The organism is Geodermatophilus sp. SYSU D01176 (assembly GCF_054050015.1).
Map to the genome: position 1 here is coordinate 93,016 of NZ_JBJGYN010000003.1, position 26,823 is coordinate 119,838.

Annotated in this window: 29 protein-coding genes, 1 tRNA gene and 2 pseudogenes; 21 read left to right on the plus strand and 11 right to left on the minus strand. The window is 76.4% G+C overall.

The window, feature by feature from the left end; genetic code table 11:
- The first annotated feature begins 78 nt into the window (after window positions 1–78).
- From ssd to ACI78Z_RS03240, 7 genes and pseudogenes are all read left to right on the plus strand, one after another.
- Window positions 79–1,176 carry a septum site-determining protein Ssd gene (ssd, locus tag ACI78Z_RS03210; protein ID WP_457035074.1) on the plus strand — a complete coding sequence of 366 codons (1,098 nt, stop codon included), beginning with the start codon at window positions 79–81 and terminating at the stop codon, window positions 1,174–1,176.
- Window positions 1,173–2,312 carry a TadA family conjugal transfer-associated ATPase gene (locus ACI78Z_RS03215; RefSeq protein WP_457035075.1) on the plus strand — a complete coding sequence of 380 codons (1,140 nt, stop codon included), beginning with the start codon at window positions 1,173–1,175 and terminating at the stop codon, window positions 2,310–2,312. The genes ssd and ACI78Z_RS03215 overlap by 4 nt, the downstream gene beginning before the upstream one ends.
- Entirely contained in the window at window positions 2,309–3,097 is a 789-nt protein-coding gene (locus ACI78Z_RS03220) for a type II secretion system F family protein (protein WP_457035076.1), read from the plus strand. Before ACI78Z_RS03215 ends, ACI78Z_RS03220 begins: the two co-directional genes overlap by 4 nt.
- Complete coding sequence (locus ACI78Z_RS03225) at window positions 3,094–3,819, plus strand: type II secretion system F family protein (RefSeq protein ID WP_457035077.1); 726 nt, start codon at window positions 3,094–3,096, stop codon at window positions 3,817–3,819. Before ACI78Z_RS03220 ends, ACI78Z_RS03225 begins: the two co-directional genes overlap by 4 nt.
- Before the next feature lie 128 nt (window positions 3,820–3,947).
- Window positions 3,948–4,208 carry a DUF4244 domain-containing protein gene (locus tag ACI78Z_RS03230; RefSeq protein ID WP_457035078.1) on the plus strand — a complete coding sequence of 87 codons (261 nt, stop codon included), beginning with the start codon at window positions 3,948–3,950 and terminating at the stop codon, window positions 4,206–4,208.
- Window positions 4,208–4,585 (plus strand): TadE family type IV pilus minor pilin, encoded by a 378-nt coding sequence (locus ACI78Z_RS03235; RefSeq protein ID WP_457035079.1) that lies wholly within the window; start codon window positions 4,208–4,210, stop codon window positions 4,583–4,585. Before ACI78Z_RS03230 ends, ACI78Z_RS03235 begins: the two co-directional genes overlap by 1 nt.
- Window positions 4,582–4,926 (plus strand): annotated as a pseudogene (locus tag ACI78Z_RS03240) (Rv3654c family TadE-like protein); the annotation flags it as partial. The gene ACI78Z_RS03235 and the pseudogene ACI78Z_RS03240, both read left to right, overlap by 4 nt.
- Window positions 4,927–4,957: 31 nt before the next feature.
- Here ACI78Z_RS03240 and ACI78Z_RS03245 read toward each other — a convergent pair.
- Genes ACI78Z_RS03245 through ACI78Z_RS03260 form a run of 4 tightly spaced genes read right to left on the minus strand, consistent with a single transcriptional unit; the run spans window position 4,958 to window position 6,046 of the window.
- Complete coding sequence (locus ACI78Z_RS03245; protein WP_457035080.1) at window positions 4,958–5,128, minus strand: hypothetical protein; 171 nt, start codon at window positions 5,126–5,128, stop codon at window positions 4,958–4,960.
- Window positions 5,104–5,370, minus strand: coding sequence for a hypothetical protein (locus tag ACI78Z_RS03250; protein ID WP_457035081.1), 267 nt, complete (start codon window positions 5,368–5,370; stop codon window positions 5,104–5,106). Before ACI78Z_RS03250 ends, ACI78Z_RS03245 begins: the two co-directional genes overlap by 25 nt.
- Window positions 5,367–5,810, minus strand: coding sequence for a cytosine permease (locus tag ACI78Z_RS03255; protein WP_457035082.1), 444 nt, complete (start codon window positions 5,808–5,810; stop codon window positions 5,367–5,369). Before ACI78Z_RS03255 ends, ACI78Z_RS03250 begins: the two co-directional genes overlap by 4 nt.
- Window positions 5,798–6,046, minus strand: coding sequence for a hypothetical protein (locus ACI78Z_RS03260; RefSeq protein ID WP_457035083.1), 249 nt, complete (start codon window positions 6,044–6,046; stop codon window positions 5,798–5,800). Before ACI78Z_RS03260 ends, ACI78Z_RS03255 begins: the two co-directional genes overlap by 13 nt.
- Window positions 6,047–6,099: 53 nt before the next feature.
- Here ACI78Z_RS03260 and ACI78Z_RS03265 point away from each other — a divergent pair, with 53 nt between their 5' ends.
- Window positions 6,100–6,786: a cyclase family protein gene (locus tag ACI78Z_RS03265; RefSeq protein WP_457035084.1), complete on the plus strand. Its 687-nt coding sequence runs from the start codon at window positions 6,100–6,102 to the stop codon at window positions 6,784–6,786.
- 6 nt (window positions 6,787–6,792) lie between these two features.
- On the opposite strand, the gene ACI78Z_RS03270 is transcribed toward ACI78Z_RS03265, so the two are convergent.
- The 5 genes and pseudogenes from ACI78Z_RS03270 to ACI78Z_RS03290 form a co-directional block, all read right to left on the minus strand.
- On the minus strand, window positions 6,793–7,140 hold the full coding sequence (locus ACI78Z_RS03270; RefSeq protein WP_457035085.1) for a hypothetical protein: 348 nt from the start codon (window positions 7,138–7,140) through the stop codon (window positions 6,793–6,795).
- Window positions 7,140–7,376, minus strand: coding sequence for a hypothetical protein (locus ACI78Z_RS03275; RefSeq protein WP_457035086.1), 237 nt, complete (start codon window positions 7,374–7,376; stop codon window positions 7,140–7,142). The genes ACI78Z_RS03270 and ACI78Z_RS03275 overlap by 1 nt, the downstream gene beginning before the upstream one ends.
- Window positions 7,376–7,498, minus strand: coding sequence for a hypothetical protein (locus ACI78Z_RS03280; RefSeq protein WP_457035087.1), 123 nt, complete (start codon window positions 7,496–7,498; stop codon window positions 7,376–7,378). The genes ACI78Z_RS03275 and ACI78Z_RS03280 overlap by 1 nt, the downstream gene beginning before the upstream one ends.
- Before the next feature lie 14 nt (window positions 7,499–7,512).
- Window positions 7,513–7,866: pseudogene (locus tag ACI78Z_RS03285) on the minus strand (SDR family NAD(P)-dependent oxidoreductase); the annotation flags it as partial.
- An 87-nt stretch (window positions 7,867–7,953) separates the two neighbouring features.
- Window positions 7,954–10,431 carry a DEAD/DEAH box helicase gene (locus ACI78Z_RS03290; RefSeq protein ID WP_457035088.1) on the minus strand — a complete coding sequence of 826 codons (2,478 nt, stop codon included), beginning with the start codon at window positions 10,429–10,431 and terminating at the stop codon, window positions 7,954–7,956.
- A gap of 277 nt (window positions 10,432–10,708) precedes the next feature.
- Here ACI78Z_RS03290 and ACI78Z_RS03295 point away from each other — a divergent pair, with 277 nt between their 5' ends.
- The 6 genes from ACI78Z_RS03295 (at window position 10,709) to ACI78Z_RS03320 (ending at window position 18,789) form a co-directional block, all read left to right on the plus strand.
- Window positions 10,709–12,964 (plus strand): sodium-translocating pyrophosphatase, encoded by a 2,256-nt coding sequence (locus tag ACI78Z_RS03295; RefSeq protein WP_457035089.1) that lies wholly within the window; start codon window positions 10,709–10,711, stop codon window positions 12,962–12,964.
- Window positions 12,965–13,135: 171 nt separating this feature from the next.
- Window positions 13,136–13,453: a hypothetical protein gene (locus tag ACI78Z_RS03300; protein ID WP_457035090.1), complete on the plus strand. Its 318-nt coding sequence runs from the start codon at window positions 13,136–13,138 to the stop codon at window positions 13,451–13,453.
- A complete protein-coding gene (locus ACI78Z_RS03305) occupies window positions 13,450–14,967 on the plus strand; it encodes an alpha/beta hydrolase (protein ID WP_457035091.1) in 1,518 nt (505 codons plus the stop codon). The genes ACI78Z_RS03300 and ACI78Z_RS03305 overlap by 4 nt, the downstream gene beginning before the upstream one ends.
- Window positions 14,968–15,161: 194 nt before the next feature.
- Complete coding sequence (gene topA / locus ACI78Z_RS03310) at window positions 15,162–18,020, plus strand: type I DNA topoisomerase (protein WP_457035092.1); 2,859 nt, start codon at window positions 15,162–15,164, stop codon at window positions 18,018–18,020.
- Window positions 18,021–18,133: 113 nt separating this feature from the next.
- Complete coding sequence (locus ACI78Z_RS03315; protein ID WP_457035093.1) at window positions 18,134–18,433, plus strand: class I SAM-dependent methyltransferase; 300 nt, start codon at window positions 18,134–18,136, stop codon at window positions 18,431–18,433.
- Entirely contained in the window at window positions 18,412–18,789 is a 378-nt protein-coding gene (locus tag ACI78Z_RS03320) for a hypothetical protein (RefSeq protein WP_457035094.1), read from the plus strand. The genes ACI78Z_RS03315 and ACI78Z_RS03320 overlap by 22 nt, the downstream gene beginning before the upstream one ends.
- 37 nt (window positions 18,790–18,826) lie before the next feature.
- On the opposite strand, the gene ACI78Z_RS03325 is transcribed toward ACI78Z_RS03320, so the two are convergent.
- On the minus strand, window positions 18,827–19,615 hold the full coding sequence (locus ACI78Z_RS03325; RefSeq protein WP_457035095.1) for a trans-aconitate 2-methyltransferase: 789 nt from the start codon (window positions 19,613–19,615) through the stop codon (window positions 18,827–18,829).
- 100 nt (window positions 19,616–19,715) lie between these two features.
- On the opposite strand from ACI78Z_RS03325, the gene tmk reads away from it, so the two are divergent.
- The 3 genes from tmk (at window position 19,716) to ACI78Z_RS03340 (ending at window position 21,684) form a co-directional block, all read left to right on the plus strand.
- Entirely contained in the window at window positions 19,716–20,393 is a 678-nt protein-coding gene (gene tmk / locus ACI78Z_RS03330; RefSeq protein WP_457035096.1) for a dTMP kinase, read from the plus strand.
- On the plus strand, window positions 20,390–21,550 hold the full coding sequence (locus tag ACI78Z_RS03335) for a DNA polymerase III subunit delta' (RefSeq protein ID WP_457035097.1): 1,161 nt from the start codon (window positions 20,390–20,392) through the stop codon (window positions 21,548–21,550). Before tmk ends, ACI78Z_RS03335 begins: the two co-directional genes overlap by 4 nt.
- Window positions 21,551–21,608: 58 nt before the next feature.
- Window positions 21,609–21,684, plus strand: a tRNA-Thr gene (locus ACI78Z_RS03340).
- Between the two features lie 147 nt (window positions 21,685–21,831).
- Here ACI78Z_RS03340 and ACI78Z_RS03345 read toward each other — a convergent pair.
- Window positions 21,832–22,326 (minus strand): inorganic diphosphatase, encoded by a 495-nt coding sequence (locus ACI78Z_RS03345; protein WP_457035098.1) that lies wholly within the window; start codon window positions 22,324–22,326, stop codon window positions 21,832–21,834.
- A 55-nt stretch (window positions 22,327–22,381) separates the two neighbouring features.
- Between ACI78Z_RS03345 and dacB the strand changes: the two genes are divergently transcribed.
- From dacB to hpt, 4 genes are all read left to right on the plus strand, one after another.
- Window positions 22,382–23,800, plus strand: a complete 1,419-nt coding sequence (gene dacB, locus ACI78Z_RS03350; RefSeq protein WP_457035099.1) for a D-alanyl-D-alanine carboxypeptidase/D-alanyl-D-alanine endopeptidase — start codon at window positions 22,382–22,384, stop codon at window positions 23,798–23,800.
- Window positions 23,801–23,885: 85 nt separating this feature from the next.
- A complete protein-coding gene (locus tag ACI78Z_RS03355) occupies window positions 23,886–24,971 on the plus strand; it encodes a zinc-dependent metalloprotease (protein ID WP_457035100.1) in 1,086 nt (361 codons plus the stop codon).
- Between the two features lie 5 nt (window positions 24,972–24,976).
- Window positions 24,977–26,017 (plus strand): tRNA lysidine(34) synthetase TilS, encoded by a 1,041-nt coding sequence (tilS, locus tag ACI78Z_RS03360; RefSeq protein WP_457035101.1) that lies wholly within the window; start codon window positions 24,977–24,979, stop codon window positions 26,015–26,017.
- Window positions 26,014–26,598 carry a hypoxanthine phosphoribosyltransferase gene (gene hpt, locus ACI78Z_RS03365; RefSeq protein ID WP_457035102.1) on the plus strand — a complete coding sequence of 195 codons (585 nt, stop codon included), beginning with the start codon at window positions 26,014–26,016 and terminating at the stop codon, window positions 26,596–26,598. The genes tilS and hpt overlap by 4 nt, the downstream gene beginning before the upstream one ends.
- The last annotated feature ends 225 nt before the right edge of the window (window positions 26,599–26,823 follow it).

Genomic DNA, 26,823 nt, shown 5'->3' on the forward strand with positions numbered 1-26,823 from the left:
GTCCACACCCGATGGGGTCATCCACAGATCCCGGGAGCCCCTCGCGGCGCGTCCACCTCCCGCGCTGGGCTGGCCCGCGTGTCCGCCCTCCGGTCCCTGCCCGCCCGCCCGCTCGTCGCCAGTGCCGACGAGGACCTGCTCGACGACCTGCTCCGACTGCTCGCCGCCGCCGGCGCCGAGGCGGAGGTCGCCACCGGTGGCCCGGCCCTGCGCCGCGCCCACCGGGAGGCGCCCCTGGTGCTGCTGGGTGCAGACGTCCTGGCCTCCGCGCCGGTCCGGGGGCTGCCCCGCCGATCCGGCGTGGTCGTCGTCGCGCCGGGGGAACCGCCCGCACCGGTCTGGGCGGCCGCGGTCGAGCAGGGCGCCGAGCGGGTCGCGGTGCTGCCCGCAGATGAGGGCTGGCTGGTGTCCCGGGTGGCCTCGGCGCTGCGCCGCCCGGTCGACCGTGGCCGGCTCGTCGTGGTGGGCGGCAGCTGCGGCGGCGCCGGGGTGAGCACCCTGGCGGCGGCACTGGCGCTGCGTGCCGCGCCGGACGGCGACGGCGTCCTGCTGGTCGACACCGACGGGTGGGGCGGGGGTCTGGACCTGCTGCTCGGGGCCGAGCGTGAGGAGGGTCTGCGGTGGCCGGACCTGGCGGGGGTGCGCGGCCGGGTGGCCGGCGACGCGCTCATGGCCGCGCTGCCCGAGGTCGGGGGCGTCGCGGTGCTCGCCGCCTCGCGCGCCGCGCCGGGCGAGGTCCCGGCGGAGGCACTGACCACCGTCGTCGAGGCGGCGCGCGCGGGCGGCTGGCCGGTGGTCGTCGACCTGCCCCGCACCGCCGGTGCTGAGGCGGCCGCCGCCGTGCTGGCCGAGGCCGATCTCGCCGTGCTCGTCGTCCCCGCCCGGCTCCGTGCGGCGTCGGCGGCCCGCCTGCTCGTCGAGCCCTCCGGGGACGGCCGGCCGGCGCCGTGGACCCCGGCCCAGGTGGTGGTGCGCCCGGTGCCCGGCGGGTTGTCCGTCGACGAGGTCGCCGACGTCGTCGGCCGGCCGGTGCTCGGGGAGCTGGGCACCGACCGCAGCGCGCCGACGCGGGGCGAGCAGGGCCGGCCGCCGCAGGTGGGTGCCCGGTCGCCGCTGGGTGCGCTGTCCCGCCGGCTGCTCGCCGAGCTGGACCGGGTGGCCGGGGCGGCGGCGTGAGTGGAGCGCTGCTCGACCGGGTCCGTGCGCGCCTGGTGCTCGAGCCCGGGGTGCCGACGCGGGCCGTCGTCGCCGCCCTGGTGCGCGAGGAGTCCGGTGGCCTGCTCGGCGACGACGACGTCCTGCGGGCGGTCCGCGAGGCCGTCGACGAACTGGCCGGCGCGGGCCCGCTGGAGCCGTTGCTGCGCGAGCCCGGGGTGAGCGACGTGCTGGTCAACGGACCGGACCAGGTCTGGGTCGACCGCGGCAGCGGGCTGGAGCGGACGCCGGTGGGGTTCCCCGACGAGGACGCGGTGCGCCGCCTCGCCGTGCGCCTCGCCGCGGCGGCGGGACGGCGGCTCGACGACGCCGCGCCCTGGGTGGACGTCGGGCTGCCCGACGGCACCCGGCTGCACGCGGTGCTGCCGCCGGTCTCGGGGAGCGGCACCTGCCTGTCGCTGCGGGTGCTGCGCCGGGCCTCGCTGTCCTTCGCCGACCTGGCCGCGCGCGGGGCCTTCCCCGGCGCGTCGGGTGAGCTGCTGCGGGCGCTGGTCGCCGGGCGGCTGGCCTTCCTCGTCACCGGCGGCACCGGCTCGGGCAAGACGACGCTGCTGTCCGCCCTGCTCGGGCTCGTGCCCGCCGGCGAGCGGCTGGTGCTGTGCGAGGACGCCCCGGAGCTGGTGCCCGCGCACCCGCACGTCGTCCGGCTGACCACCCGACCGCCGAACGTCGAGGGCGTCGGCGAGGTGACCCTGCGCGACCTGGTCCGCCAGGCGCTGCGGATGCGGCCCGACCGTCTCGCGGTGGGGGAGGTGCGCGGCGCGGAGGTCACCGAGCTGCTCACCGCGCTGAACACCGGGCACGACGGGGGTGTGAGCACCCTGCACGCCAACCGGCCGGCCGAGGTCCCCGCGCGGCTGGAGGCGCTCGCCGTGACCGCGGGCCTGGACCGGCCGGCCGTGCACAGCCAGGCGGCCGCGGCGCTGTCCGCCGTCGTGCACCTGCGCCGGACGCCGTCCGGACGGCGGGTCGAGGAGGTCGGCGTGGTGCGTCGGGCCGGGGACCTCGTCGTGGTCGAGTCCGGCTGGCGGGCCGACGGCGGCCCCTGTCCGGGCGCGCCGCGGCTGGCGGAGCTGCTGCCGGCGGGGTGGGGATGACCGGCGGCCTGGTGCTCCTCGCCGCCGCGCTGCTGCTGTGGCCGGGGCCCGCGGCCCGTCGCAGGGAGCGGTGCCGATCGGTGGCCCGGCGGACGGTCGCCGGCCCCCTCCCGGTCGCCGGGCTCCCGCTGCCGGCCGTCGCCGCAGCCGGCGCCGGCGCGGTCGGCGCGCTGCTCAGCACCCCGCTGGTCGCGGCCCTCGCCGGCGTCTGCGCGGCGCTGGCCGCCCGTGCCGAGCTGCGCCGGCGCGCGGCCACCCGCGAGGGGGCCGGGCTGGCCGCGCTGGGCGAGGCGCTGACCGCCCTGGGCGCGGAGCTGCGCTCCGGTCGCTCGCTGGACGAGGCCACCCGTGCCGCGGTCGCCGTCTGCGCGGACGACGAGAGCGGCCGCGCGCTGACCCGGGCGGTGCGGTCCCCGGAGGACGGCGGCGCCGAGCCCGACGGCGAGCTCGGCGTGGCGTTGGGCCGGGTGGCCGCGGCCGCCCGGTTGAGCGCCCGGACCGGCTGCTCCCTGGCTGCCGTCGTCGGTGCGGTGGAGGACGACCTGCGGGCGCGGTCCCGGCAGCGGCTGGAGCTGCGGTCGGCCACCGCCGGGTCGCAGGCCAGTGCGGCGCTGCTGGCCGGGCTGCCGGTCCTGGGGCTGGTCATGGGCGCCGGGGTGGGTGCCGACCCGTGGCGGGTGCTGACGACCACCGTCCCCGGTCAGGCGCTGCTCGTGGCCGGGGTCGCGCTCGAGGTCGCCGGGCTGGCCTGGTCGGCGCGACTGGTCCGCCGGGCGGTGCGGTGAGCGGCGCGGTGGTCGCGCTCCTGCTCGCGGCGGCGCTGGCGTCCTGGCCGGTGCGGTCGCCGGTCGCCGTCCGGGCCCGGTGGCTGGCCGGCCGCACCGGGACGTCGCAACCGCCGGCGGGGCCCGGGGCCGACGACCCCCGCCGGCGCCGCCTCCTGGCCGGTGCGGCGGGAGTGGCCGCCGGGCTGCTGGTCGGCGGCGTTCCCGGGGTCGCGGTGGCCGGGCTCGTCGCGGTCGGGGGGGAGCGGCTGCTGCGCCGCGGCGGCAGGGACGACGCGCGGGTCGGTCCGGCACCCGGGGCGGACCTGCCGGTCGGCTGCGACCTGCTCGCGGTCTGCCTGGAGGCGGGCCTGCCCGTGGGGGGCGCGCTCGCCGCGGTGGCCACCGCCCTGCCCGGCCCGCTCGGCCCGGAGCTGGCCACGGTGGCCGGCCTGTACCGGCTGGGCGCGGCGCCGCGGCGGGCCTGGGCCGAGGTGCCCGCGGAGCTGGCCGCGCTGGGCCGGGTCCTGGTGCGGGCCGGGGAGTCCGGCTCGACGGTCGTGCCGGCGCTGCGGTCGCTGGCGGCCGACGCCCGCGCCGAGCAGCGCAGCCGGGCCGACGCCGCCGTCCGGCGTGCGGGCGTGTGGGTGCTGGCGCCGCTCGGGGCCTGCTTCCTGCCGGCCTTCCTCTGCCTGGGCGTGGTGCCGCTGGTGCTCGGCATCGCGGCCGACGTCTTCGGCTGACCCCGCGCCCCCAGTCCACAGCCGGCCGCGGTGTCCACAGATCCCCGTCGTCCCTGTGCCCGGCCCCCGGCGCCCGCGAGGGTCGGGAATGACGGCCCCGGAGGCGGGCCCGACACCGAGGAGGCACCGTGACCGCACCCTGCGAGACCCGATCCGCCGAGGAGCCCGGGAACGTCCCGCCGGCCGACGAGAGGGAGCAGCACGGCCTCCGGGCCCGCTGGGCCCGCCTCTGGGCGGCCGGCGAGGCCGGGATGAGCACGGCCGAGTACGCGGTCGGGACGGTGGCGGCCTGCGCCTTCGCCGCCGTCCTCTACCGGGTGGTCACCGGGGGCTCGGTCGTCGACGGGCTCAGCGCCCTGGTCGCCGACGCGCTCGCCACGCTGTCCTGATGCGGCCGCGCGGCCGGCTCCGCGGGAACGCGGGCATGGTGACGGCCGAGACGGCCGTCGTCCTGCCCGTCCTGCTCCTCGTGCTCGCCGGCGCGGTCGCCGCGGTGACCGTCGTCGGCGCGCAGCTGCGTTGCGTCGACGCTGCCCGCGAGGGGGCGAGAGCGGCCGCGCGGGGGGAGGACACCGCCCTGGTCACCGCCCTCGCCGGCCGGGCCGCACCCGACGGGGCGGGGACCACGGTGGCCGTCGACGGGGCCGCCGTCACCGTCACGGTGACGGCGGAGGTGGCCCCGCTGGGTCCGGTCCCGCTGCGGGTGCCGGTGTCGGCATCCGCGGTGGCCCAGCGGGAGCCGGGCACCGCGGAGGCCGGGGGGTGAGCGCGGGGTCCCGGCTGGCGGGGGAGCGGGGGTCGGCCACGGTCTGGGTGGTCGCCCTGTCCGGTGTCCTGGCCGCGATCGGGGTGGCGGCGGTGCTCGTCGGGGCTGCGGTGGTGGGCCGGCACCGGGCCACCACCGCAGCCGACCTCGCCGCCCTGGCCGCGGCCGAGCACGCCGTCCGCGGGAACCCCGGGGCGTGCGCCGCGGCGGGGGACGTGGCCGGCGCCAACGGTGCCCGGCTGACCGGCTGCACGGTCGGCGGCGGGGCGGTGGTCGAGGTGACCGTCGCGGTCCCCGTCCGGCTCGGCCCGCTGGGTGCCGGCGAGGCCGTCGCCCGGGCCCGGGCCGGCCCGGTGCCGCCCGGGACCTCCCCTACCCAGGCGCCGGCGGAGCGGGCGACAGGTGCTCGTGGACCACCACCCACCGCCCCGACGGCGCGCGGTGGAAGACGATCGACTCCCGTTCGCGCAGCACCTCCTGCCCGGCCCGGGTGGAGACCGTGGTGTGCACGTCGTGGGTCAGCACCGCGGCGTTCCCGAGCACCTGGACCCGGGTGCCGGAGGTCTGGCAGCCGAGCACCGGAAGTCGTCGTCCCGGACCCACGCCTCCCACTCCCGCCGGTACTCCGCACGCGAGGACAGCAGCCGGTCGGTGGTGTGGAAGAGGAAGGTGGCGTCCTCGCCGAAGCAGGCCGGGTACTCCCCGCGGTCGTTGCGGCCGAAGGCGGCCACGAGGACGGCGGCCGCCTGCCGCACCTCGTCAGCGGCGCCGGTGCGTGGGGTCACCGGTCGGCCGGCTCCACGGACGGCTGCAGCGGAGACCGGCGGCCCACGCGGTGAACGGAGGCTCGCGGGTCGTCCGTCACCGGCGGCATCGCGGACTCCCGCGCCGGGACCAGCCGGGGGCCGGCGGGGCCGAAGACGTACCGGGGCTCGGGGAAGGCGAACAGCAGCGGCAGGTAGACGACCGCCGCCAGGTCGAGGGACATGGGCAGGCTGATGTCCACCCCGCCCGTGGCGTTCCGGAACGGCCCCTCGATGAGCGGCGGGTAGTTGGCGAACAGCAGGCCGACGACCGCCGACGGGATCCAGGCGGCCATGTCGCGCCAGTTGACCCCGTCGCTGAACCAGTAGCGCCCGCCGACCCGGCCCTGGTTGAAGACCTGCACGTCCTCGGTCGAGTAGGACCCGCGCCGCACCCAGTAGCCGGTCATCATGAACACCATCCAGGGGGTGTGCAGATGACGATGGCGCCGATGAAGGCGTTCACGCTGGCCAGCAGGTCGGAGACCAGCCGCCCCACGAGGATGAAGACCAACGCCAGCGTCCCGACGACCAGCGATGCCTGGACCCGGTTGAAGCGCGGGAACACCGAGGAGGAGTCCAGCCCGGTCCCGTAGGGGGAGGTCACGCCGGTCGACGGGTCGGCGGTACCGCCGGCGAGGCCCGGCGTCGGACGCACCTCGGCCGACTCCCGTGCGCCCCCACCCGCACCGTGACCGAGGAGGAGGCCAGGTGACCGGCTCCGCAGCCCAGCCCGTCCGCGAGGTGGTCGACCTCTCGCACCCGTTGGACGACGACACCCCGGTGTACCCCGGCGACCCGGTCGCCCGGTTCACGCCCGCAGCCACGGTCGCGGTCGACGGCTACAACGTCCTGCACGTGCGGATGGGCTCCCAGACCGGGACGCACGTCGACGCGCCGTACCACTTCCTCGAGGACGGCGCCCGCGTCGACGAGCTCCCCCTCGAGTACTTCCTCGGGCCGGCCGTCGTCGCCGACGTGCGGGGCAAGGCACCGCACGGGCGGATCGAGTGGGCCGACCTCGCGCCCTGGGCCGCCGAGCTGGGTCCCGGCCGCATCCTCCTGCTGCGCACCGGGTGGGACGCGCACTGGGGGACCGACGCCTACTTCGACCACCCGTACCTGACCGGTGACGCCGCCGCGCGCGTGGTGGCCGCCGGTGTCCGCACCATCGGGGTGGACGCGCTCAGCCTCGACGAGACTGTCGTCGGAGGCGCACCCGCGGACGGGTTCGCCGCCCATCTCGAGGTGCTCGGCGCCGGAGGCGTCATCGTCGAGAACCTGCGCGACCTGGGCGCGGTCCCGGATCCCGATCCGGTGGTCAGCGTCCTGCCGCTGCGGCTGGCCGGCGCCGACGGCGCCCCGGTGCGGGCGGTGGCGTTCCGGATGGGGCGGTGAGGCCGTTCAGGGGCGCAGCTGCCCGCCCCGCCCCAGCGTGAGCAGCTGCCCGACGACCGGCCCGGCCGCGTCGCCACACAGGTAGGACACCGCGGCGGCGACAACCCCGGGGGACGGCGGGTCGCGGGGTCCGAGACGAGCTCGTTGACCGTGACGGCGTCCGGGGCCGAGGTCCCGGGCGAGGGTCTTGGTCAGCGCGACGACCGCGCCCTGCACCGCGGCGGCGGCCGTGGACCGTGGACGGTCGGCCGTCGTCCACCCGCTACCCAGGAACGCCAGCCGCCCGGCTCCGGAGCGCCGCAGGGCCGGCGTGGCCATGCGGGCGAGCCGGAAGGCGGGCGTGAGGCAGGCCATCACGTCGGCGTACCACCCCGCCGGATCCGCGCCGGGGAACGGCGCCGGGGCGGCTGCCCGACGGCGCAGACCAGGGTGTGCAGCACGCCTGACGCAGCGGCGTCGGCGACGGCGCCGTCCGGGTCGGCCGTGGGCGGGACGACGGTGACGCGCAGGCCGTCGGCGGTCAGCCGCCGGACGACGGAGTCGGTAACCGCGGCGTCGTCGCAGCGGACGAGGGCGCTCCGGCCGGCCATCAGATCGTCGCCCCTGCGTTCGGTGAGAGGACCTGCTCGGTGACCGCCGTCCCCGCCTCGAGCAGGAAGACCGCAGCCGCCGCTGGACCGGCGGCGTCGCCAGGAAGTCCGCGGACCGCCACGGGGAGGTCTCCTCGAGCACGGGCGTGTCCGCTGCCCCGGGCGCGACCGTGTTCACGGTGACCCCCGTGCCGTCGAGCTCGGTGGCCAGCGCCCGCGTGAGCCCGACGATCCCACCCTTGCTCGCGGCGTGGTGCGCGTCGCCCTGGCTGCCGCCCACCCCCAGGTCCGAGGAGACGGTGACGACGCCGCCCCGGCCGCGGGCCACCATCCGGGGGACGACGGCGGCGCAGGTGGTCGAGGTCTCGGAGAGGTTGACCGCCATCATCCGCTGCCAGCGCGCGTCGTCGATCTCCGCGACGGGCAGGATCTCGTACACGCCGGCCGCGGTGACCAGGGCTGTCACCGCGCCCGGCTCGCGCTCCACCCGGTCGACCGCGGCTCCACCGCGGCCGGCCCGGTCACGTCGACCTCGGCGGCCAGTCTGCCCGCCGGGTGCTCCGCGGCCGGGGCGGGCTCAGAAGACGAGGTCGTCCTCGCCCGCCCGGGCGCCGTCGTCGTCCTCCGCCTCGTCCTCGGCGGGATCGTCGGGAGCGCTCCCTCCGGCCGCCTCCGCGGCGGCCAGCTCGTCGAGGACGATGTCGAGCACCCGCACCGCGCCGGCCTTGTCCAGCGGCTCGTTGCCGTTGCCGCACTTCGGTGACTGCACGCAGGAGGGGCACCCGCTCTCGCACTCGCAGCTGGCCACCGTCGCCCGGGTCGCCTGCAGCCAGCGCCGCAGCACGGCGAACCCGCGCTCGGCGAAGCCCGCACCACCCGGGTGCCCGTCGTAGACGACGATCGTGGCCGCGCCGGTGTCGGGGTGCAGGGCGGTGGAGACCCCGCCGAGGTCCCACCGGTCGCAGGTGGCCAGGAGCGGCAGGATGCCGATCGCGGCGTGCTCGGCCGCGTGCAGGGAACCGGGCAGTTCGGCGTCGTCGACCTCGGCCCGGCCCACAGCCCGCTCGTCGAGGGTCAGCCACACCGCGCGGGTGCGCAGCTGGCGGGCCGGCAGGTCCAGCGGGAACTCGGCCAGCACCTCGCCGGTCCCCAGCCGGCGCCGCTGGTAGGCCACCACCTGGTTGGTGACGTCGACGATGCCGGTGTGCGCGGTGACCGTCCCCAGCGACCGCGACCGGTCGGTGGCGACGATCGCGAGGTCGGTGACGTCGCGCGCCACCGTCGTCCACTCCGGACTCTCGGCGTGCACGACCGCCACGGCCTCCTCGACATCGAACTCGTCGACGACGTAGGTCTCGCCGCGGTGCACGTAGACCGCGCCGGTGTGCACGGTCGCGTGGGCGGCATCGCCGTCCACGGTGCCCAGCAGCCGCCCGGTGTCGCCCTCGATGATCGTCACCGGCGCCAGCCCGCTGCCCCGGATGTCGACGTCCGGACGGCCCCGCCCGGCCCAGTACCAGCCGGTCGGACGGCGGCGCAGTGCCCCCTGGGCGACCAGGTCCTCGACCAGGGCCTCGGCCGCCGGACCGCCGAAGTCGGCCAGGTCCCCCGGCACCAGGGGCAGTTCGGCCGCCGCGCAGCACAGCTGCGGCCCGAGCACGTAGGGGTTGGTGGGATCGGTGACCGTGGCCTCCACCGGCCGGCCGAACACGGCGCGCGGGTGGTGGGCCAGGTAGTGGTCCAGCGGGTCGTCGCGCGCCACGAAGACCACCAGCGACTCCCGCTGCGCGCGCCCCGCCCGGCCGGCCTGCTGCCACAGCGAGGCCAGCGTCCCGGGGTAGCCGGCCAGCACCACGGCGTCCAGGCCGGCGATGTCGATGCCCAGCTCCAGGGCGTTCGTGGTGGCCACCCCGAGCAGGTCGCCGGCCGACAGCGCCCGCTCGAGCTCCCGCCGCTCCTCCGGCAGGTAGCCGCCGCGGTAGGAGTCCACCCGGCGGGCCAGGTCCGCGCGGCCCCGGTCGCGCAGCACCGAGCGGGCCTGCTCGGCCACCGACTCCGCGCTGCGCCGCGACCGGACGAACGCCAGCGTGCGGGCGCCGCGCTCGACGAGGTCGGCCAGCAGGGTCGCGGCGTCCGCGGCCGCCGAGCGGCGCAGCGGGGCGCCGTGCTCGCCGGTCCGCTCGGTCAGCGGCGGCTCCCACAGCGCGAAGGTCACCCCCGGGCGGGGTGAGCCGTCCTCGGTCACGGCGACGACGGGCGCGCCGACGAGGCGGGCCGCCGCGGCGGCCGGCTCGGCCACCGTCGCCGAGGCCAGGAGGAACACCGGATCGGCGCCGTAGCGGCGGCAGATCCGCCGCAACCGGCGCAGCACGTGGCCCACGTGGGAGCCGAACACGCCGCGGTAGGCATGGCACTCGTCGACCACGACGTAGGCCAGCCGGCGCAGGGTGCTCGACCACTTCTGGTGGGCTGGCAGCACGCCGCGGTGCAGCATGTCGGGGTTGGTGACGATCCAGCGCGAGTGCCGCCGGACCCACTCCCGCTCCTCCATCGGGGTGTCGCCGTCGTAGGCGGCCGGGCGCACCGACGGATCGGCGAGCTGCGCCACCGACGCCAGCTGGTCGCGGGCCAGGGCCTTGGTCGGCGCCAGGTACAGGACGCACGCGCGGGGGTCCTCGGCGAGCCGGGTCAGCGCCGGCACCTGGTAGGCCAGCGACTTGCCCGACGCGGTCCCGGTCGCCACGACGACGTGGGACCCGTCGCGTGCCAGCTGCGCGGCCTCGACCTGGTGCCGCCACGGCGCGGACACCCCCTGCGCCTCGAGCCGTCCGCGCAGCTCCGGGCTGACCCACGCGGGCCACGGCAGGGTGCGGCTGTCCCGCACCGACATGCGGTGCACGTGGGTGACCGGCTGCTCCTCCTCCGGTGTCCCGGAGAGGACGGCGGCCAGCAGGTCGGCCCCCGGCAGCGGCGCGCCGACGGGGGAGGGGGACCCACCCTGGGGAAGAGGGTCCGAGCCGGGGGGAGCCGGCCGGACCGGGTTGAGCGTGGTCACGCTTACTCCTCGCTGGCGCCCGTCGCCCGCGCGCCCACGGGTGCTCTGTCTCTGGGCGACCTCGCGAGCTCGGTCGCCCCACCACTGTCACACCTCCGGGTGACGTCCTGCAGGGGGCGGGCGCGGAAAGACGACCGGCCGCAGGACTATCGGTACAGGGTGTGATTCCCCTTACACTCCGGCGGCACCAGCCGCGCAGGCCTGTGCGTGCTGGCACGTACCTCCGCCGACCGGAGCGTTTGTGCCCCGGTGGCTCCCCGCCCGCTGGGAGGAACACATGCCGGACAGTGCTCTCTCCGGCGGGGACGTCGTCCTCGTGACGATCGTCCTCGCCGTCTCGCTCGCCGCTCTCGCCTTCGCCGCCTACCTGATCCGCGCGGTCATGGCCGCCGACCAGGGCACCCCGACGATGCGTGAGATCGCGCAAGCGGTGCAGGAGGGTGCCGCGGCATACCTGCGCAGACAGTTCCGCACACTCGGCGTCTTCGCCGTGATCGTCTTCCTGCTGCTGCTGGTGCTCCCCGTCGCCGACGGCGGCTGGGGGACCCGCATCGGCCGGGCGCTGTTCTTCCTGGTCGGCGCGCTGTTCTCGGCGGCGGTCGGCTTCATCGGGATGACCCTGGCCACCCGCGGCAACGTGCGGGTGGCCGCCGCCGCGCGCACCGGCGGCTACCGGCCGGCCTTCCGCATCGCGTACCGCACCGGCGGGGTCTGCGGGATGATCACCGTCGGCCTCGGCCTGTTCGGCGCCGCCCTCGCGCTGCTGCTGTTCGACGAGACGGCCCCGGTGGTGCTCGAGGGCTTCGGCTTCGGCGGGGCGCTGCTGGCGATGTTCATGCGCGTCGGTGGCGGCATCTTCACCAAGGCCGCCGACGTCGGCGCCGACCTCGTCGGCAAGGTCGAGGCCGGCATCCCCGAGGACGACCCCCGCAACGCGGCCACCATCGCCGACAACGTGGGCGACAACGTCGGTGACTGCGCAGGCATGGCCGCCGACCTGTTCGAGTCCTACGCGGTCACCCTGGTCGCGGCCCTCATCCTCGGCCAGGTCTTCTTCGGCGCCGTCGGCATGGTCTTCCCGCTCGTCGTCGCCGCGATCGGTGTGATCGCCTCGGTCGTCGGCATCCTGGCCAGCAACCCCGGCAAGGGCGACGCCAGCGGCCTCGCACCGATCAACCGTGGCTTCTTCACCTCGGCCGTCGTGTCCCTGGTGCTGGTGGCCGCGGCCTCCTTCACCGTGCTGCCCGGCGTCGCCGGCGTCCCCGACAGCGTGGTCAGCCCCCAGGTGCTGGGTTTCGTGGCCGTGCTGGTCGGCATCGTCCTCGCCGCCGCCATCCAGCAGCTCACCGGCTACTTCACCGAGACCAGCCGCAAGCCGGTCCAGGACGTCGGGCGCAGCTCGCTGACCGGCCCGGCGACGGTGATCCTCTCCGGCATCTCCCTCGGGCTGGAGTCGGCGGTGTACGCGGCGCTGCTCATCGGTGCCGCGGTCTACGGGGCCTTCCTGATCGGTGGCGGTGCCGCGCTCTACGCGGTCGCCCTGGCCGGCTGCGGTCTGCTGACGACGGCGGGCGTCATCGTCTCGATGGACACCTTCGGCCCGGTGAGCGACAACGCGCAGGGCATCGCGGAGATGTCCGGGGACATCGACGAGGAGGGCGCCCGCGTCCTCACCGACCTCGACGCGGTCGGCAACACGACCAAGGCCATCACCAAGGGCATCGCGATCGCGACCGCCGTCCTCGCCGCCACGGCGCTGTTCGGCTCCTACAACGAGCAGGTGCGCGTGGCGCTCGACGGCGCGGACCTCGGCGAGGCCTTCAGCCTGGTCGACCCGAGCAACGTCGTGGGGGCGGTGCTCGGCGCGGCCGTGGTCTTCCTGTTCTCCGGGCTGGCGATCAGCGCCGTCTCCCGCGCCGCCGGCCGCGTGGTCTTCGAGGTGCGGGAGCAGTTCCGCACCCGGCCCGGGATCATGAACCGCACCGAGCGCCCGGATTACAGCGCCGTCGTCGACATCTGCACCAAGGACTCGCTGCGCGAGCTCGCCACCCCCGGCCTGCTCGCCGTCCTCGCCCCCGTGGCCGTCGGCTTCGGACTGGGCTTCGGTCCGCTCGCGGCCTACCTCGTGGGGGCCATCGCGGCGGGCACCCTGATGGCCGTCTTCCTCGCGAACTCGGGCGGCGCCTGGGACAACGCCAAGAAGATGGTCGAGGACGGCGCGTACGGCGGGAAGGGCAGCGAGGCGCACGCCGCCACCGTCATCGGCGACACCGTGGGCGACCCGTTCAAGGACACGGCGGGCCCGGCGATCAACCCGCTGATCAAGGTGATGAACCTGGTGGCCCTGCTCATCGCGCCGGCCGTGGTGGGGCTGTCGGTGGGCGCGGACCGGAACGACCCCGTCCGCATCGCGATCGCACTGGTCGCCACCGCGGTCGTCGTCGGCGCGGTCGTCGTCTCCAAGCGCCGCTCGGTGGTCGTGGGCGGCGCCTCCGCCGACACCTCGACCTCGCTGAGCACCAGCGTCCCCTGACCGCACGCCTGCAGACCCTCCGGCACGGACGCGCCGCCCGGCGCGTCCGTGCCGTCCTGTGGACGGCGACCGGTGCTGTGGACGCGCGCCCGGAGGAGGACACCCGGTCGTCCTAGCGTCCCGCCGCACCGGTCCCGCCGTGGGCCCGGACAGCAGACGGGAGGTCCTGACGTGTCCGTGACCATCGCCGCGGAGTTCGACGCCATCGACGCACTGGCGGCCGAGCTGACCGGCCTCGCCGCGGTGCTCACCGGGGAAGCGCAGCTGTGCCGGTCCACCGCGGTCTCCCTCGGGACGGCGGTGAGCGGGATCGCCGGTGAGCGGGCCGGCGCCGCGGGATCGGGCTGGGCCGGTGTGCTGGAGCTGCTCGGCCAGCAGACCGGCGCGCTGGCCGCGACCCTGGCCGCGGCGGTCGACTCCTACCGGATGGCCGACGCGACCCTGGCCGACCGGGTGCTCGCCCGGCGTCGTCCCCTGGCCCCCCGGTGAGCGTCCCGACCCTCGCGGAGGTCGCCGGGTGGGACGTCCCGCTGCTGCGCGGAGCGGTCTGGACCCTCGACTCGGTCGCCGGTGCCCTACCCGCCTGGCGGGCCCGCGTCGAGGCCGTCGGCCGGTCCCTGGACGACGCCCGCTGCTGGTACGGGCCCGCCGCCCAGGCTGCCGGTGCCGCGCTCGTGGACGTCTCCACGGTCGCCACGGCGGTGACCACGGCCCTCGGCGAGTCGCTGGAGCACGCGCAGCGCCTGCTCGCCGAGGCCGAGGTGGCGCAGGACCTCGCCGAGCGGGCCCACGCCACGGCGGCAGCGGTCCCGGTCGTGCTCGACGGCGCCGGGAGACTGGTCTCCCTGCCCGTCGCACCCGTCGGGGCCGCGCCGGGCCTGGCCGCCGACCAGACCGCCGCCGCCCTGCAAGCCCAGGAACTCGCCACCGAAGCGCTGCATGCTGCGGCGCGCGCGGGACTCGCCGCAGGTGAGGTGATGGCAGCCCTCGGTCGACTGGGGGTGGGCAGCACTCTCGCGTCCGCGACCTTCGACGACCTGTCCTGGTTGGTGGCCACGGCGACCGCGTCGGTGTCCGTGCCCTGCGCGCCGACAGGCGCAGGCCCGACCGCGGTGGCGGGGTGGTGGGCGACTCTGTCGACGGTCGAGCGGATCGGCGTCATCCGCGCTGACCCGGGTCGGGTGGGCCGGCTCGAAGGACTGCCGGCCTGGGCGCGCGACGAGGCGAACCGATCGTCGCTCGGCCGTGTACTCGCCGACCTCGGAGCGGAGGGACGTGACGTGGCTCAGGCCGTCGCTCGGGAGATCGCGACCCGAGAGGCTGCTGGTGAGGTCGTGCAGCTCTACCAGTTCGAGCCCGAGAACGACGTGGTCGCTCTGGCCACGGGCGATGTGGACGCGGCCGATGCCATCGCCGTGGTGGTGCCCGGGATCTTCACCACGCCGGTCGAGGACATCGACGACCTGACCGGCGACGCCGCCGCGATCGCCGGTGCGGCCGTCGGCGCGGCGCCGGGGACGGCGGTGGCCAGCATCGCCTGGCTGGGTTACCGGCCACCCCAGGCGCTGGGTCCAGCGGCCACTCCGCACGTCGCCAAGGAGGGCGGTAAGGCGCTGGCTGCAGCACTCGACGGGTTGAGCGCCATGCGCGGTCCCGATCCTGCGAGGACCACCGTGGTCGCTCACAGCTACGGCACCGTGGTCACCGATCGAGCAGCGGCGGCGCCAGGCGTGCTGCGTGCGGATGCGGTCGTGCTGGCTGGAAGCCCTGGGCTCGATCGCTCAGGTGAGGCGTTCGAGGTCGACGAGGTCTACGAAGCCACCTCGGCTACGGACTACGTCACCTGGCTCGAGCTCCACGGAGAGCAGACATGGGAGTCCGGTTTCGCCGCCAGGCCGCTGCCGACCGACTGGGACATGGGGCACAACAGCTACTACGACGCCGACCACCCGACGCTGGCCGCCATCGGCGAGGTCGTGGCCGGGGTGCGGGAGCCGGCATGAGCCGCGGGGGAGCGGGAACACGGCGCGACCCCCGCCCCTTGGATCGGGTGACGGCACGCCCACGCTGGGTCGCCACCGGGCTCCCGGTCGGCCCCGTGGCCTACCGTGGCGTCGCCGAGGGCACGCGGGAAGCGACCGCGTCGTCCGGCGCCGGACCTCCGGCGCCTGCACCGAGCACCCCCGACAGGAGCACCGTGGCACCCACGAAGACCACGAACGACGGCAACCGGACCGCTGCTGCGACCGCCGGTGGCACGAGCACGCCTGCCCGCCGCCGGACCGCCGCGAGCGGTGGTGGGCGGCCGCTGGTCATCGTGGAGTCCCCCACCAAGGCCGGGAAGATCGCCGGCTACCTGGGCAACGGTTACGTCGTCGAGGCCAGCGTCGGCCACATCCGCGACCTGCCGCGCAACGCCGCCGACGTGCCGGCCGAGCACAAGGGTGCGTCCTGGGCGCGACTCGGCGTCGACGTCGACAACGCCTTCGAGCCGCTCTACGTGGTCAGCCCCGACCGCAGGCAGCAGGTCAGCCGGCTCAAGCAGCTGGTGAAGGACGCGAGCGAGGTCTACCTCGCGACGGACGAGGACCGGGAGGGCGAGGCCATCGCCTGGCACCTGGTCGACACGCTCAAGCCCCGCGTGCCGGTCCGCCGGATGGTCTTCCACGAGATCACCCCCGAGGCGATCGCCCGCGCCGTGGCCAACCCGCGCGAGCTGGACACCGCGCTGGTCGACGCGCAGGAGACCCGCCGCATCCTCGACCGCCTCTACGGCTACGAGGTCAGCCCCGTGCTGTGGAAGAAGGTCCTGCCCAAGCTGTCGGCCGGCCGCGTCCAGTCGGTGGCCACCCGCATCGTGGTCGAGCGCGAGCGGGAGCGGATGGCGTTCCGGTCGGCCGACTACTGGTCTCTCGAGGGCACCTTCGCGGTCACCGGTCAGCGCGCCGCTGCCGACGAGGGTGAGCCGACGACCCTGCGCGCCCGCCTGGTCAGCGTCGACGACAGCCGGGTAGCGACCGGCCGGGACTTCGACCCGGCCACCGGCCGGGTCACCGGCGAGGTGGTGCACCTCGACGAGGCCGGCGCCCGCGGCCTGGCCGCCCGGCTCGAGGGCCGGCAGGTCACCGTCAGCCGGGTCGACGAGAAGCCCTACCGGCGGCGCCCGTACGCGCCCTTCACCACCTCCACGCTGCAGATGGAGGCCGGCCGCAAGCTCGGCTGGCCGTCGGCGCAGGTCATGCGGGTGGCGCAGCGGCTGTACGAGAACGGCCACATCACCTACATGCGGACCGACTCGACGAACCTGTCGAACGAGGCGATCAACGCCGCCCGCACCCAGGCCCGCCAGCTCTACGGCGACGCCTACGTCCCGGCCGAGGCGCGCCGCTACGCAAAGAAGGCCAAGGGTGCGCAGGAGGCGCACGAGGCGATCCGCCCCGCCGGTGACAGCTTCCGCACCCCCGGGCAGCTGGCCGGCCAGCTCGCGCGCGAGGAGTTCCGCCTCTACGAGCTGATCTGGCAGCGCACCATCGCCTCGCAGATGGCCGACGCCGTCGGGCAGAGCGTGAGCATCCGGCTGGCCGGACGCAGCAGCACCGACGAGGCGGTGGAGTTCACCGCCAGCGGCCGCACCATCACCTTCCCCGGGTTCCTGCGCGCCTACGTCGAGTCGCGCGACGAGGGAACCGCCGGCGACGACGACCAGGGCAGCGACGACGCCGAGCGCCGGCTGCCGCGGGTGGAGCGCGGGCAGCAGCTCGACACCCGGGAGCTGGAGGCCAAGGGTCACTCGACCACGCCGCCGTCCCGCTACACCGAGCCGAGCCTGGTCGCCCGGCTGGAGGAGCTCGGCATCGGCCGGCCGTCCACCTACGCCTCGATCATGCAGACGATCCAGGACCGCGGGTACGTGTGGAAGAAGGGCTCCGCGCTGGTGCCCACCTTCGTGGCCTTCGCCGTGGTGAACCTGCTGGAGCAGCACTTCGCCCAGCTCGTCGACTACGACTTCACCGCCTCTCTCGAGAACGAGCTCGACGAGATCGCCGCCGGTGACCTGCGCCGGGTGGACTGGCTCACCGAGTTCTACTTCGGCGGCGAGGGCCGGCACGCCGGCGGGATCGCGGCCTCCGGCGGGCTCAAGACGGTGATCGGCCAGCAGCTGGAGGAGATCGACGCCCGCGGGGTCAACTCGATCCCGCTGCGGGCCACCGGTCCGAACGGGGAGCCGGTCGTCGTCCGGGTGGGGCGCTACGGGCCCTACCTGCAGGTCGACGGCGAGGAGGGGCCGCGCGTCAGCCTCCCCGAGGACCTCGCGCCCGACGAGCTGACCCAGGAGAAGGTCGAGGAGCTGCTCGCCGCGCCGTCCGGCGACCGCGAGCTCGGCACCGACCCGGAGTCCGGGCACCCCGTGGTGGTCAAGGCCGGCCGGTACGGCCCCTACGTCACCACCGTGGTGCCCGAGGGCAGCAAGGACAGCCCGCGGACGGCGAGCCTGTTCTCGTCGATGTCGCCGGAGACGGTGACCCTCGACGACGCGCTCAAGCTGCTGACCCTGCCCCGCACGGTCGGCACGGCGCCGGACGGCGAGGAGATCCAGGCGCTCAACGGCCGCTACGGGCCCTACCTGAAGAAGGGCACCGACTCCCGCTCGCTGGAGTCGGAGGACCGGCTGTTCACCGTCACCCTCGACGAGGCGCTGGCGGTCTTCGCCCAGCCGAAGCAGCGGGGCCGCCGGGCCGCCGCCGCGCCGCTCAAGGAGCTGGGCGCCGACCCGGTCACCCAGGGCACCGTCACCGTCCGCGAGGGCCGGTTCGGCCCGTACGTGACCGACGGGGAGACCAACGCCAGCCTGCGCAAGGGCGACGACGTCGAGAGCATCACCCTCGAGCGCGCCGCCGAACTGCTGGCCGACCGGCGCAACAACCCGAGCACGAGGAAGAAGAAGGCGACGACCAAGAAGGCCGCCGTGAAGAAGACGACGGCCAAGAAGGCCGCTGCCAAGAAGACGACGGCGAAGAAGGCGGCGTCGAGCAGCGACGCCGTCCCCGCGAGCTGACGTCAATATCGGCCGGCGGCCCGGACCCGGACACCTGGCGGCGACGCCGGACGTCGTTCGGCTCCGTCGCCGCCGGTTACGCGGCACACCGGCCGGACTACCCGGCCGACGCCGTGGCCTTCCTGCTGGGGCAGCGCCCGCGGCGCGTGCTCGACCTGGGCGCCGGCACCGGCCTGCTCACCGGCGTCCTGCTGGCGGCCGGGCACGAGGTGGTCGCGGTCGACCCGGCCGAGCCGATGCTCGCCGAGCTGCGTGCCCGGTACCCGCGGGTCACCACGCACGTCGGCGAGGCGGAGGTCCTCCCGCTGCCCGACGGCAGCGTCGACGCCGTCGTCGCGGGCCAGGCCGCGCACTGGTTCGAGCCGGAGCCGGCGGCGGTGCAGATGCGGCGGTGCTGCGTCCCGGCGGCGTGATCGGCCTGGTGTGGAACACCCGCGACGAGGACGTCCCCTGGGTGGCCGCCCTCGGCCGGGCGCTGGCCGGCGAGGCCCGCGGCCACGAGGCGGACCGGGGCGTCGTCGACACCGTCGCCCGCGCGCTGGGCGCCCGGGTCGAGCACCACCGCTCCGGCGTCGTGCAGCGGCTCACCCCCGAGGACGTGGTCGCCGGCATCGCCACCCGCAGCTACGTCGCCACGATGGACGACGCCCGGCGGGAGGCGTTCCCGGGCGGGGTGCGTGCGGTGCTCGACGCCCATCCCGACACCCGTGGCCGGGACGTCGTCGACCTGCCGTACCGCACCGACGCCTACCGGCTGACGCCCGCCTGAGGACCGCCCGGCCGGGGCTGACGGGCCCGGCCGGTGCTCAGGCCAGGTGGCCGACGGCGAACACCCGCCGGAAGGGCAGCACCGTCGTCCCGTCCGGACGGCGCGGGTATGCCGAGCGCAGGGCCGCGGCGTACTCCGCGGTCAGCTCGGCGGCGTCGTCCTCCTCGAGCCGGGCGACCACCGGGCGCAGCACCGTGCTGCGCACCCAGCCGAGCACCGGGTCGTCGCCGCGCAGCACGTGCAGGTACGTCGTCTCCCAGGCCTCCGTGGCCAGCCCCGCGCCGGTGAGGACCTCCAGGTAGCCGGCCGGGTCGAGCACGGCGTCCCCGGCCGGGGCCGCGTCCCCCACGAGCCCGGCCCAGCGCGGCGAGCGGCACAGCCCGGCCAGCAGCGCGTGCGTCGGCGCCCGCCAGTTGCCGGGCACCTGGAGCGCCAGCCAGCCGCCCGGCGCGAGCTGGCCGGCCCACCGGCGGAGCAGGTCGGCGTGCCCGGGCACCCAGTGCAGGACGGCGTTGGTCACCAGCACGTCGACCGGGCCGTCGGGCTGCCACTGCCGCACGTCACTGGCGACGAACCCCACCCGGCCGGGAACGGCGTGCGCGGCCGCGGCCGCCAGCATCTCCGGCGAGGAGTCGACCCCGGTGACCCGCGCGCCCGGCCACCGCTGCGCCAGGGACGCGGTGAGTGCACCCTCGCCGCAGCCGAGGTCCACCACGGTCCGCGGCTCCCGCGCGCCGACGCGGGTCAGCAGGTCGGTGAACGGTCGCGCCCGCTCGTCGCCGAAGCGGAGGTAGCCGGCCGGGTCCCAGGCGGCGGTGCTCGTCACGCGCCGACTCTAGGGCGCGAGCCCGCCCGGGACCGTCGGTCGGGGCCGGTACCGTGGCGGGCGCTCGACCACCCCACCCCGCCGGGAGCCCGCGATCACCGTGTCCGACGACGGCCCGCTCGACCTGTCCGGAGGGGACGCCGGCCGGTCCCGCGGGCTGTTCCTCGCGTTCGAGGGTGGTGAGGGCGCCGGGAAGTCCACCCAGGTCCGGCTGCTGTGCGAGTGGCTGGCCGCGCGGGGGCACCCCGTCCGGGCCACGTTCGAGCCGGGCGGCACCCCGGCAGGTGCTGCCGTCCGGGCGATCGTGCTCGACCGCGCGCACACCGGCCTGTCCCCGCGGGCCGAGGCGCTGCTCTACGCCGCCGACCGCGCCCAGCACGCGCACGCCGTCCTCCGCCCGGCGCTGGCGGCCGGCGAGGTCGTGGTCACCGACCGCTACATCGACAGCTCGCTGGCCTACCAGGGCGCCGGCCGCACCCTGCGTCTCGACGACGTCGCGACCATCTCGCGCTGGGCCACCGAGGGGCTCCGCCCGGACCTCACCGTGCTGCTCGACCTGCCCCCGGAGACCGGGCTGGCCCGCGCCCGGGGTCGCGCGGTCGCCGACCGGCTGGAGTCCGAGTCGCTCGGGTTCCACCAGCGGGTCCAGGACACCTTCCGGGCGCTGGCCGCGGCCGAGCCCGGGCGCTACCTGGTCCTCGACGCCACGCGCCCCGTCGACGAGCTCTCCGCCGACGTCCGCGCCCGGGTCGGCGCGCTGCTGGGGGAGCGGGCATGAGCGGGGTCTGGGACCAGGTGATCGGCCAGCCGGCGGTCGTCGCGGAGCTGCAGGCCGCCGTCGCCGACCCGACCGCGATGACCCACGCCTGGCTGTTCACCGGCCCGCCGGGGTCGGGGCGCTCGGTCGCCGCCCGCGCCTTCGCCGCCGCGCTGCAGTGCCCGGACGGCGGCGACGGCACCTGCCACGCCTGCCGCACGGTGCTCGCCGGCACCCACGCCGACGTGCAGACCGTCGTCCCGGAGGGGCTGTCGATCGGCGTGGCCGAGGTGCGGGAGCTGGTGCGCATCGCCGGGCGGGCGCCGTCCCAGGGGCGCTGGCAGGTCGTGCTGGTGGAGGACGCCGACCGGATGACCGAGCAGGCGTCCAACACGGTGCTCAAGATGCTCGAGGAGCCGCCGTCGCGGACGGTCTTCCTGCTCTGCGCGCCGAGCCTGCACCCCGAGGACGTGCCGGTCACCATCCGCTCCCGGTGCCGCGTCGTCGGCCTGCGCACCCCGCCGGTCGACGCGGTCGCCGACGTGCTGGTCCGCCGGGACGGCGTCGACCCCGCGCTGGCCGCCTGGTCGGCCGCGGCCGCGGCTGGCCACATCGGGCGCGCCCGGCACCTGGCCCGCGACGAAGACGCGCGGATGGCCCGCAAGGCGGTGCTCGACATCCCGCTGTCGCTGGTGTCGCTGGCCTCCTGCCTGAACGCCGCCGACGACCTGGTCGGCGCCGCCAAGGAGGAGTCCGACCGGGCGTCGGCCGAGCTGGACGGCGCGGAGACCGAGGCGGTCAAGCAGAGCCTCGGGATCGGCGCCCGCGGTCCCGGCGTGGCCGCGGCCACCCGCGGGGCCGGGCAGCTGAAGGAGCTCGAGAAGCGGCAGAAGTCGAGGGCCACCCGGCTGGGGCGCGACTCGCTGGACCGGGCGCTGGTCGACCTCGCCGCCCTGTACCGCGACGCCCTGGTGGTCGCCACGAGCGGCGCGGAGGGGGTCACGCTGGCCCACCCCGACCGGCGCTCGGACGCGGAGGAGCTGGCGCGGCGGATCGGCCCCGAGGGGGCGCTGCGGCGCATCGACGCCGTCCTGGACTGCCGGACGGCGCTCGAGCAGAACGTGAAGCCGCAGGTCGCGGTCGAGGCGCTCACCGTGGCACTGCGCCTGCCGTCGTGACCCGGCGGGGCCCGCACTGGAGGAGTGGAGCGGTCACGTAAGCTGACCGGGCACGTCCGCCGCCTTAGCTCAGTCGGTAGAGCATCTCACTCGTAATGAGAAGGTCGTCGGTTCGATTCCGACAGGCGGCTCCACCCCCAGCGGCCCCGTCCACCCGGACGGGGCCGCTGCCGTCTGCGCGGTCCCCACACACGCCGACGGCGGCGCACCGGGGTGGGTGCGCCGCCGTCGGCGTCCGTCGTGCGCTCGGCGGCCGCTCGCTGGCGGGCCAGAGGGATGGGTCAGTGGTGGGGTTCGGCCTCCTCGGCCCGCTGCAGCGAGGCGGTGATCTCCGCCTCCGCCTCGGAGTGGCCGACCCACTCGGCGCCCTCGACCGACTTGCCCGGCTCGAGGTCCTTGTAGGTCTCGAAGAAGTGCTGGATCTCCAGGCGGTCGAACTCCGACACGTCGTGGATGTCGGTCAGGTGCGCCATCCGCGGGTCCGTCGCCGGCACGCAGAGGACCTTGTCGTCCCCTCCGGCCTCGTCGGTCATCCGGAACATGCCAATGGCGCGGCAGGTGATCAGGCACCCGGGGAACGTCGGCTCGTCGAGGATCACCAGGGCGTCCAGCGGGTCGCCGTCCTGTCCCAGGGTGTTCTCGATGTACCCGTAGTCCGCCGGATAGCGGGTGGAGGTGAACAGCATCCGGTCCAAGCGGATGCGTCCGGTGGCGTGGTCCAGCTCGTACTTGTTCCGCTGGCCCTTCGGGATTTCTACCGTCACGTCGAACTGCACGGGACGTAGTGTGGCGGATCGGACCCCGGAGGACCGCCGGAGGTCGTTCCAGGGGGTGGGCACCATCGCGTCGAGCGGGTCGGCGACCGTCACGCCGAAGTACTCCCGGTTCCGGCGCCGGCTCCTCCTCGGGCTCCTCGTGCTGCTCCTCGTCGTGGGTGCCGGCGTCTGGTTCGTGGTCGCCCCGCGGGGGGACGACGCCGCGACGGAGGTCGCCGCCGCCGAGGCCCGCCTGCCCGACGTGGAGCCGGCCGGGCCGGTGCTCGCGGCGCTGTCGTCGGAGGCGCCGGCCCCGGACGCCACCGTGCTCTCCCGCGAGCTGGCGCCGCTGCTCGCCGCCCCCGCCCTGGGGCCGGGGGTCGAGGCGCGGGTGGTCGACGTCGCGTCCGGGGAGGTGCTGCTCGACCAGGACTCCCAGGTCCCCTCCACGCCGGCCTCGACCGCCAAGCTGCTCACCGCCGTCGCGGCGCTCACGACCCTCGGACCCGACGCCACCCTGGAGACCACCGTCGTCGCGGGCTCCACACCCGGCGAGGTGGTGCTCGTCGGCGGGGGCGACCCGACCCTGTCGCGGACGGTCCCGTCACTGACCTACCCCGGTGCGCCCACCGTCGCCGACCTCGCCACCCAGGTGCGCGGCAGCCTTCCGGCGGGCACCGAGGTCAGTCGGGTCGTCGTCGACAACTCGCTGTTCGACGGCCCGCTCACCGCCGCGGGCTGGGGGCCCGGCGACGCGCCGTCCACCTACGCCGCACCGGTCACCGCGACCGCCGTCGACGGCGCCCGGGTGCGCCCCGGCGACCTGCCCCGCAGCGGCGCCCCCGGCACCGACGCCGGCACCGCGCTGGCCGTCGCCCTCGGCGTCCCGGACGCGACGGTCGTGCTGGGCGAGGCGCCGGAGGGCGCCCGGACCCTCGGCGCCGTGCGGTCCGCGCCGGTGGCCCGGCTGGTGGAGCAGGCCCTGGCGCAGTCGGACAACCTGCTGACCGAGTCGCTGGCCCGCCACGTGGCCCTCGCCCGCGACCTGCCGGCCACCTTCGAGGGCGCCGCCGACGCGGTCACGGGCACGCTGACCGACGCGGGCCTCGACGTCACCGGCCTGTCGCTGTCCGACGGCAGCGGCCTGTCCACCACCGACCGCGTGCCGGTCGCGCTGCTCACCGACCTGCTCACCGGCGCCGCCGACGGCACGCTGGACGGGGTCTCCGCCGTCCTGTCGGGCCTGCCCGTCGCCGGCTACGACGGCACCCTCGCCGAGCGCGGGGACGAGGACCCGGGCACCGCGCCGGGCTCGGTCCGCGCGAAGACCGGCACGCTGCTGGGCGTCCACGGCCTGGCCGGCACCGTGGTCACCGCCGAGGGCCGCCTGCTGGTCTTCGCCGTCCTCGCCGACGGCGCGCCCGCCAACGGGGCGGCCGCCGAGGACGCGCTGGACGACGTCGCCTCCGCGCTGGCCGCCTGCGGCTGCAGGTGACGCCCTGGAACGGCCACCCTCCAGGGTCCCCCGCCGAGCCTGCGAGTGGCGGGGGGCAGGCGGTCCTTCGAGTACCGTGAGGCCGGTGAGCAGCTCCGCACGGATGGTCGACTGGGACCTCGCCGGACGCACCGCCCGACGTCTCGTGGGCCCGGGCCCGCAGACCACGCGCGAGGAGGCGGCCGCCGTCGTCCGCGAGCTGCACGAGGCCGCCGCCACCGCCGTCGCGCACGTCGAGGGCCTCACCGGGCTGACGCCCGTGCCGGGTGGCCCGGCGCCGGAGGTCGCGGTCGTGGACCGGCCCGGCTGGGTGGACGCCAACACGCAGGGGATGTCGGCGCTGCTGGACCCGCTGGTCGACGCCCTGGCCGCCCGGCAGGAGTCCCGGCCCGGCCCGCTGGCCACCGCCATCGGCTCCCGGGTCACCGGCGCACAGGCCGGCGGCGTGCTGGCCTTCCTGTCCTCCCGCGTCCTCGGCCAGTACGAGGTGTTCGGCACCGGCGGCCGGCTGCTGCTGGTCGCGCCGAACATCGTCGACGCCGAGCGCCGGCTGGGCGTGGACCCCAGCGACTTCCGCCTCTGGGTGTGCCTGCACGAGGTCACCCACCAGCTGCAGTTCACCGCGGTGCCGTGGCTCAAGGACCACCTCGAGGCCCAGATGGCGGAGTTCGTCGAAGCCACCGACCTCGACCCGGACGTGCTGCGCGACCGGCTGGGCGATGTCCTGCGCAGCGTCCTCGACGCCGCCCGCGGGGACAGCGGCGGGGACGACGCCGGGCTCATGGCGCTGATCCAGGACCCCGCGCAGCGTGCCGTCCTCGACCGGGTCACCGCCGTGATGAGCCTGGTGGAGGGGCACGCCGAGTACGTGATGGACGGCGTGGGTCCGGACGTCGTCCCGTCGGTGCGGACGCTGCGCAAGCGGTTCGCCCAGCGTCGCAAGGGCCGCGGGCCGATCGACCGGGTGCTGCGCCGGCTGCTCGGGCTGGAGCAGAAGATGAAGCAGTACGCCGAGGGCAGGGTGTTCGTCGGCGGGGTCGTCGACCTCGTCGGCATGGAGGGCTTCAACCGGGTGTGGGAGGGGCCGGAGAACCTGCCGCGGATCGAGGAGCTCACCGACCCCGCGCGCTGGGTCGAGCGGGTGCACGGACGCCCCGCCATCCCCGCCTGACGCCGGTGACCGGTCCGCCGCGGGCCGTCGCGGTCCTGCGGACCGCCGTGCGGCCCGGTCTGCGGGCGAGCGACCGCCCGGTGCTGGCCGCGTGCAGCGGGGGAGCGGACTCCGTGGCCCTGGCCGCCGCGCTGGCCTTCGAGGCGCGGTCCGCCGGCGTCCCCGTCGGCGGGGTGACCGTCGACCACGGGCTGCAGCCCGGGTCCGCCGAGCGGGCCGAGCGGACGGCGCAGTTGCTGCGTGGGCTCGGCCTGGACCCGGTCCTCGTCCGCCGCGTGGCGGTCGGCGCCGCCGGCGGGCCCGAGGGGGCCGCCCGCGCGGCCCGGTACGCGGCGCTCGCCGCCGCGGCCACCGACCTCGGCGCCCGGGTCGCGCTCGGGCACACCCTCGACGACCAGGCCGAGACCGTGCTCCTGGGCCTCGGCCGCGGCTCGGGGCCGCGCTCGGTCGCCGGCATGGCCCCCGAGCGGACGGCGGACGGCGTCCCGTGGTGGCGGCCGCTGCTCGGCGTCCGCCGGGTCACCACCCGGGAGGCCTGCGCCGACCAGGGGCTGCCGGTGTGGGACGACCCCTGGAACGCCGACCCCGCCTACACCCGCGCCCGGCTGCGCACCGAGGTGCTGCCGCTGATGGAGGAGGTGCTCGGCGGCGGCGTCGCGCCGGCCCTGGCCCGCACCGCCGACCTGCTCCGGGAGGACCTCGACGCCCTCGACGAGCTCGCCGCGGCCGAGCTCGCCCGGCTCGCCGGTGCCGAGCAGCTCCCCACCCACTCCCTGCCGGCCCGCGAGCTCGGCGCGCTGCCCGCGGCGCTGCGCCGGCGGGTGCTCCGCGGGTGGCTGCGCGGCGCCGGCGTCCCGGACCTCCAGGCGGTGCACCTGCGGGCGGTCGAGGCCCTCGTCACCCACTGGCGGGGACAGGGCCGGGTCGACCTACCCGGCGGTTCAGGGGCCCTCCGGACGTCTGGCAGGCTGGTCCTGTCGCCCCCCGAAGCGCGGGGCCGCCGTCCCGAGGACGCACCCCACACCCGCGAGGAGTCCCGCCCGTGAGCGAGCCCGCCAGCGCTCCCGTCGAGCTCGGCAACGACCACGGCTACGGCCCGGACATCGACCACGTGCTGCTCACCGAGGAGCAGATCCAGGACAAGATCGCGGAGCTGGCCGACCAGGTGGCCCGCGACTACGCCGGGCGCGAGGTGCTGCTGGTCGGCGTCCTCAAGGGCGCGGTGCTGTTCATGAGCGACTTCGCGCGGGCCCTGCGGCTGCCCACCCAGATGGAGTTCATGGCCGTCTCCTCCTACGGCTCGGCCACCAGCTCCTCCGGTGTCGTGCGCATCCTCAAGGACCTCGACCGGGACATCAGCGACAGGCACGTGCTCGTCATCGAGGACATCATCGACTCGGGGCTGACCCTGTCCTGGCTGCTGAAGAACCTCGGCGGACGGCGCCCGGCGTCCCTCGAGGTCTGCGCCCTGCTGCGCAAGCCCGACGCGGTGAAGGTCGACGTCCCGGTGCGCTTCGTCGGCTTCGACATCCCGAACGAGTTCGTCGTCGGGTACGGCCTGGACTACGCCGAGCGCTACCGCGACCTGCCCTACATCGCCACGCTCAAGCCCGAGGTGTACCAGTGACACTGCGGTCCTACCGGACCGCACCGCGGCCACGCGCCGTCCCCAGTCGAGCTGAGCCGCTGCCCGTGTCCCGGCCGGGAGGTCCTCCGGACCCCCGCGACCGGTCCACCCCGGCTCCGCGCCGTGCCCGACCAGTCCTGACCCGTCGCCGCGGCAGGAGGCGGTCCGGCAGGACCGCGACGTAGGAGCCCACCCGCCAGGGGGTTGCCAGCCGGGACGCCGCTG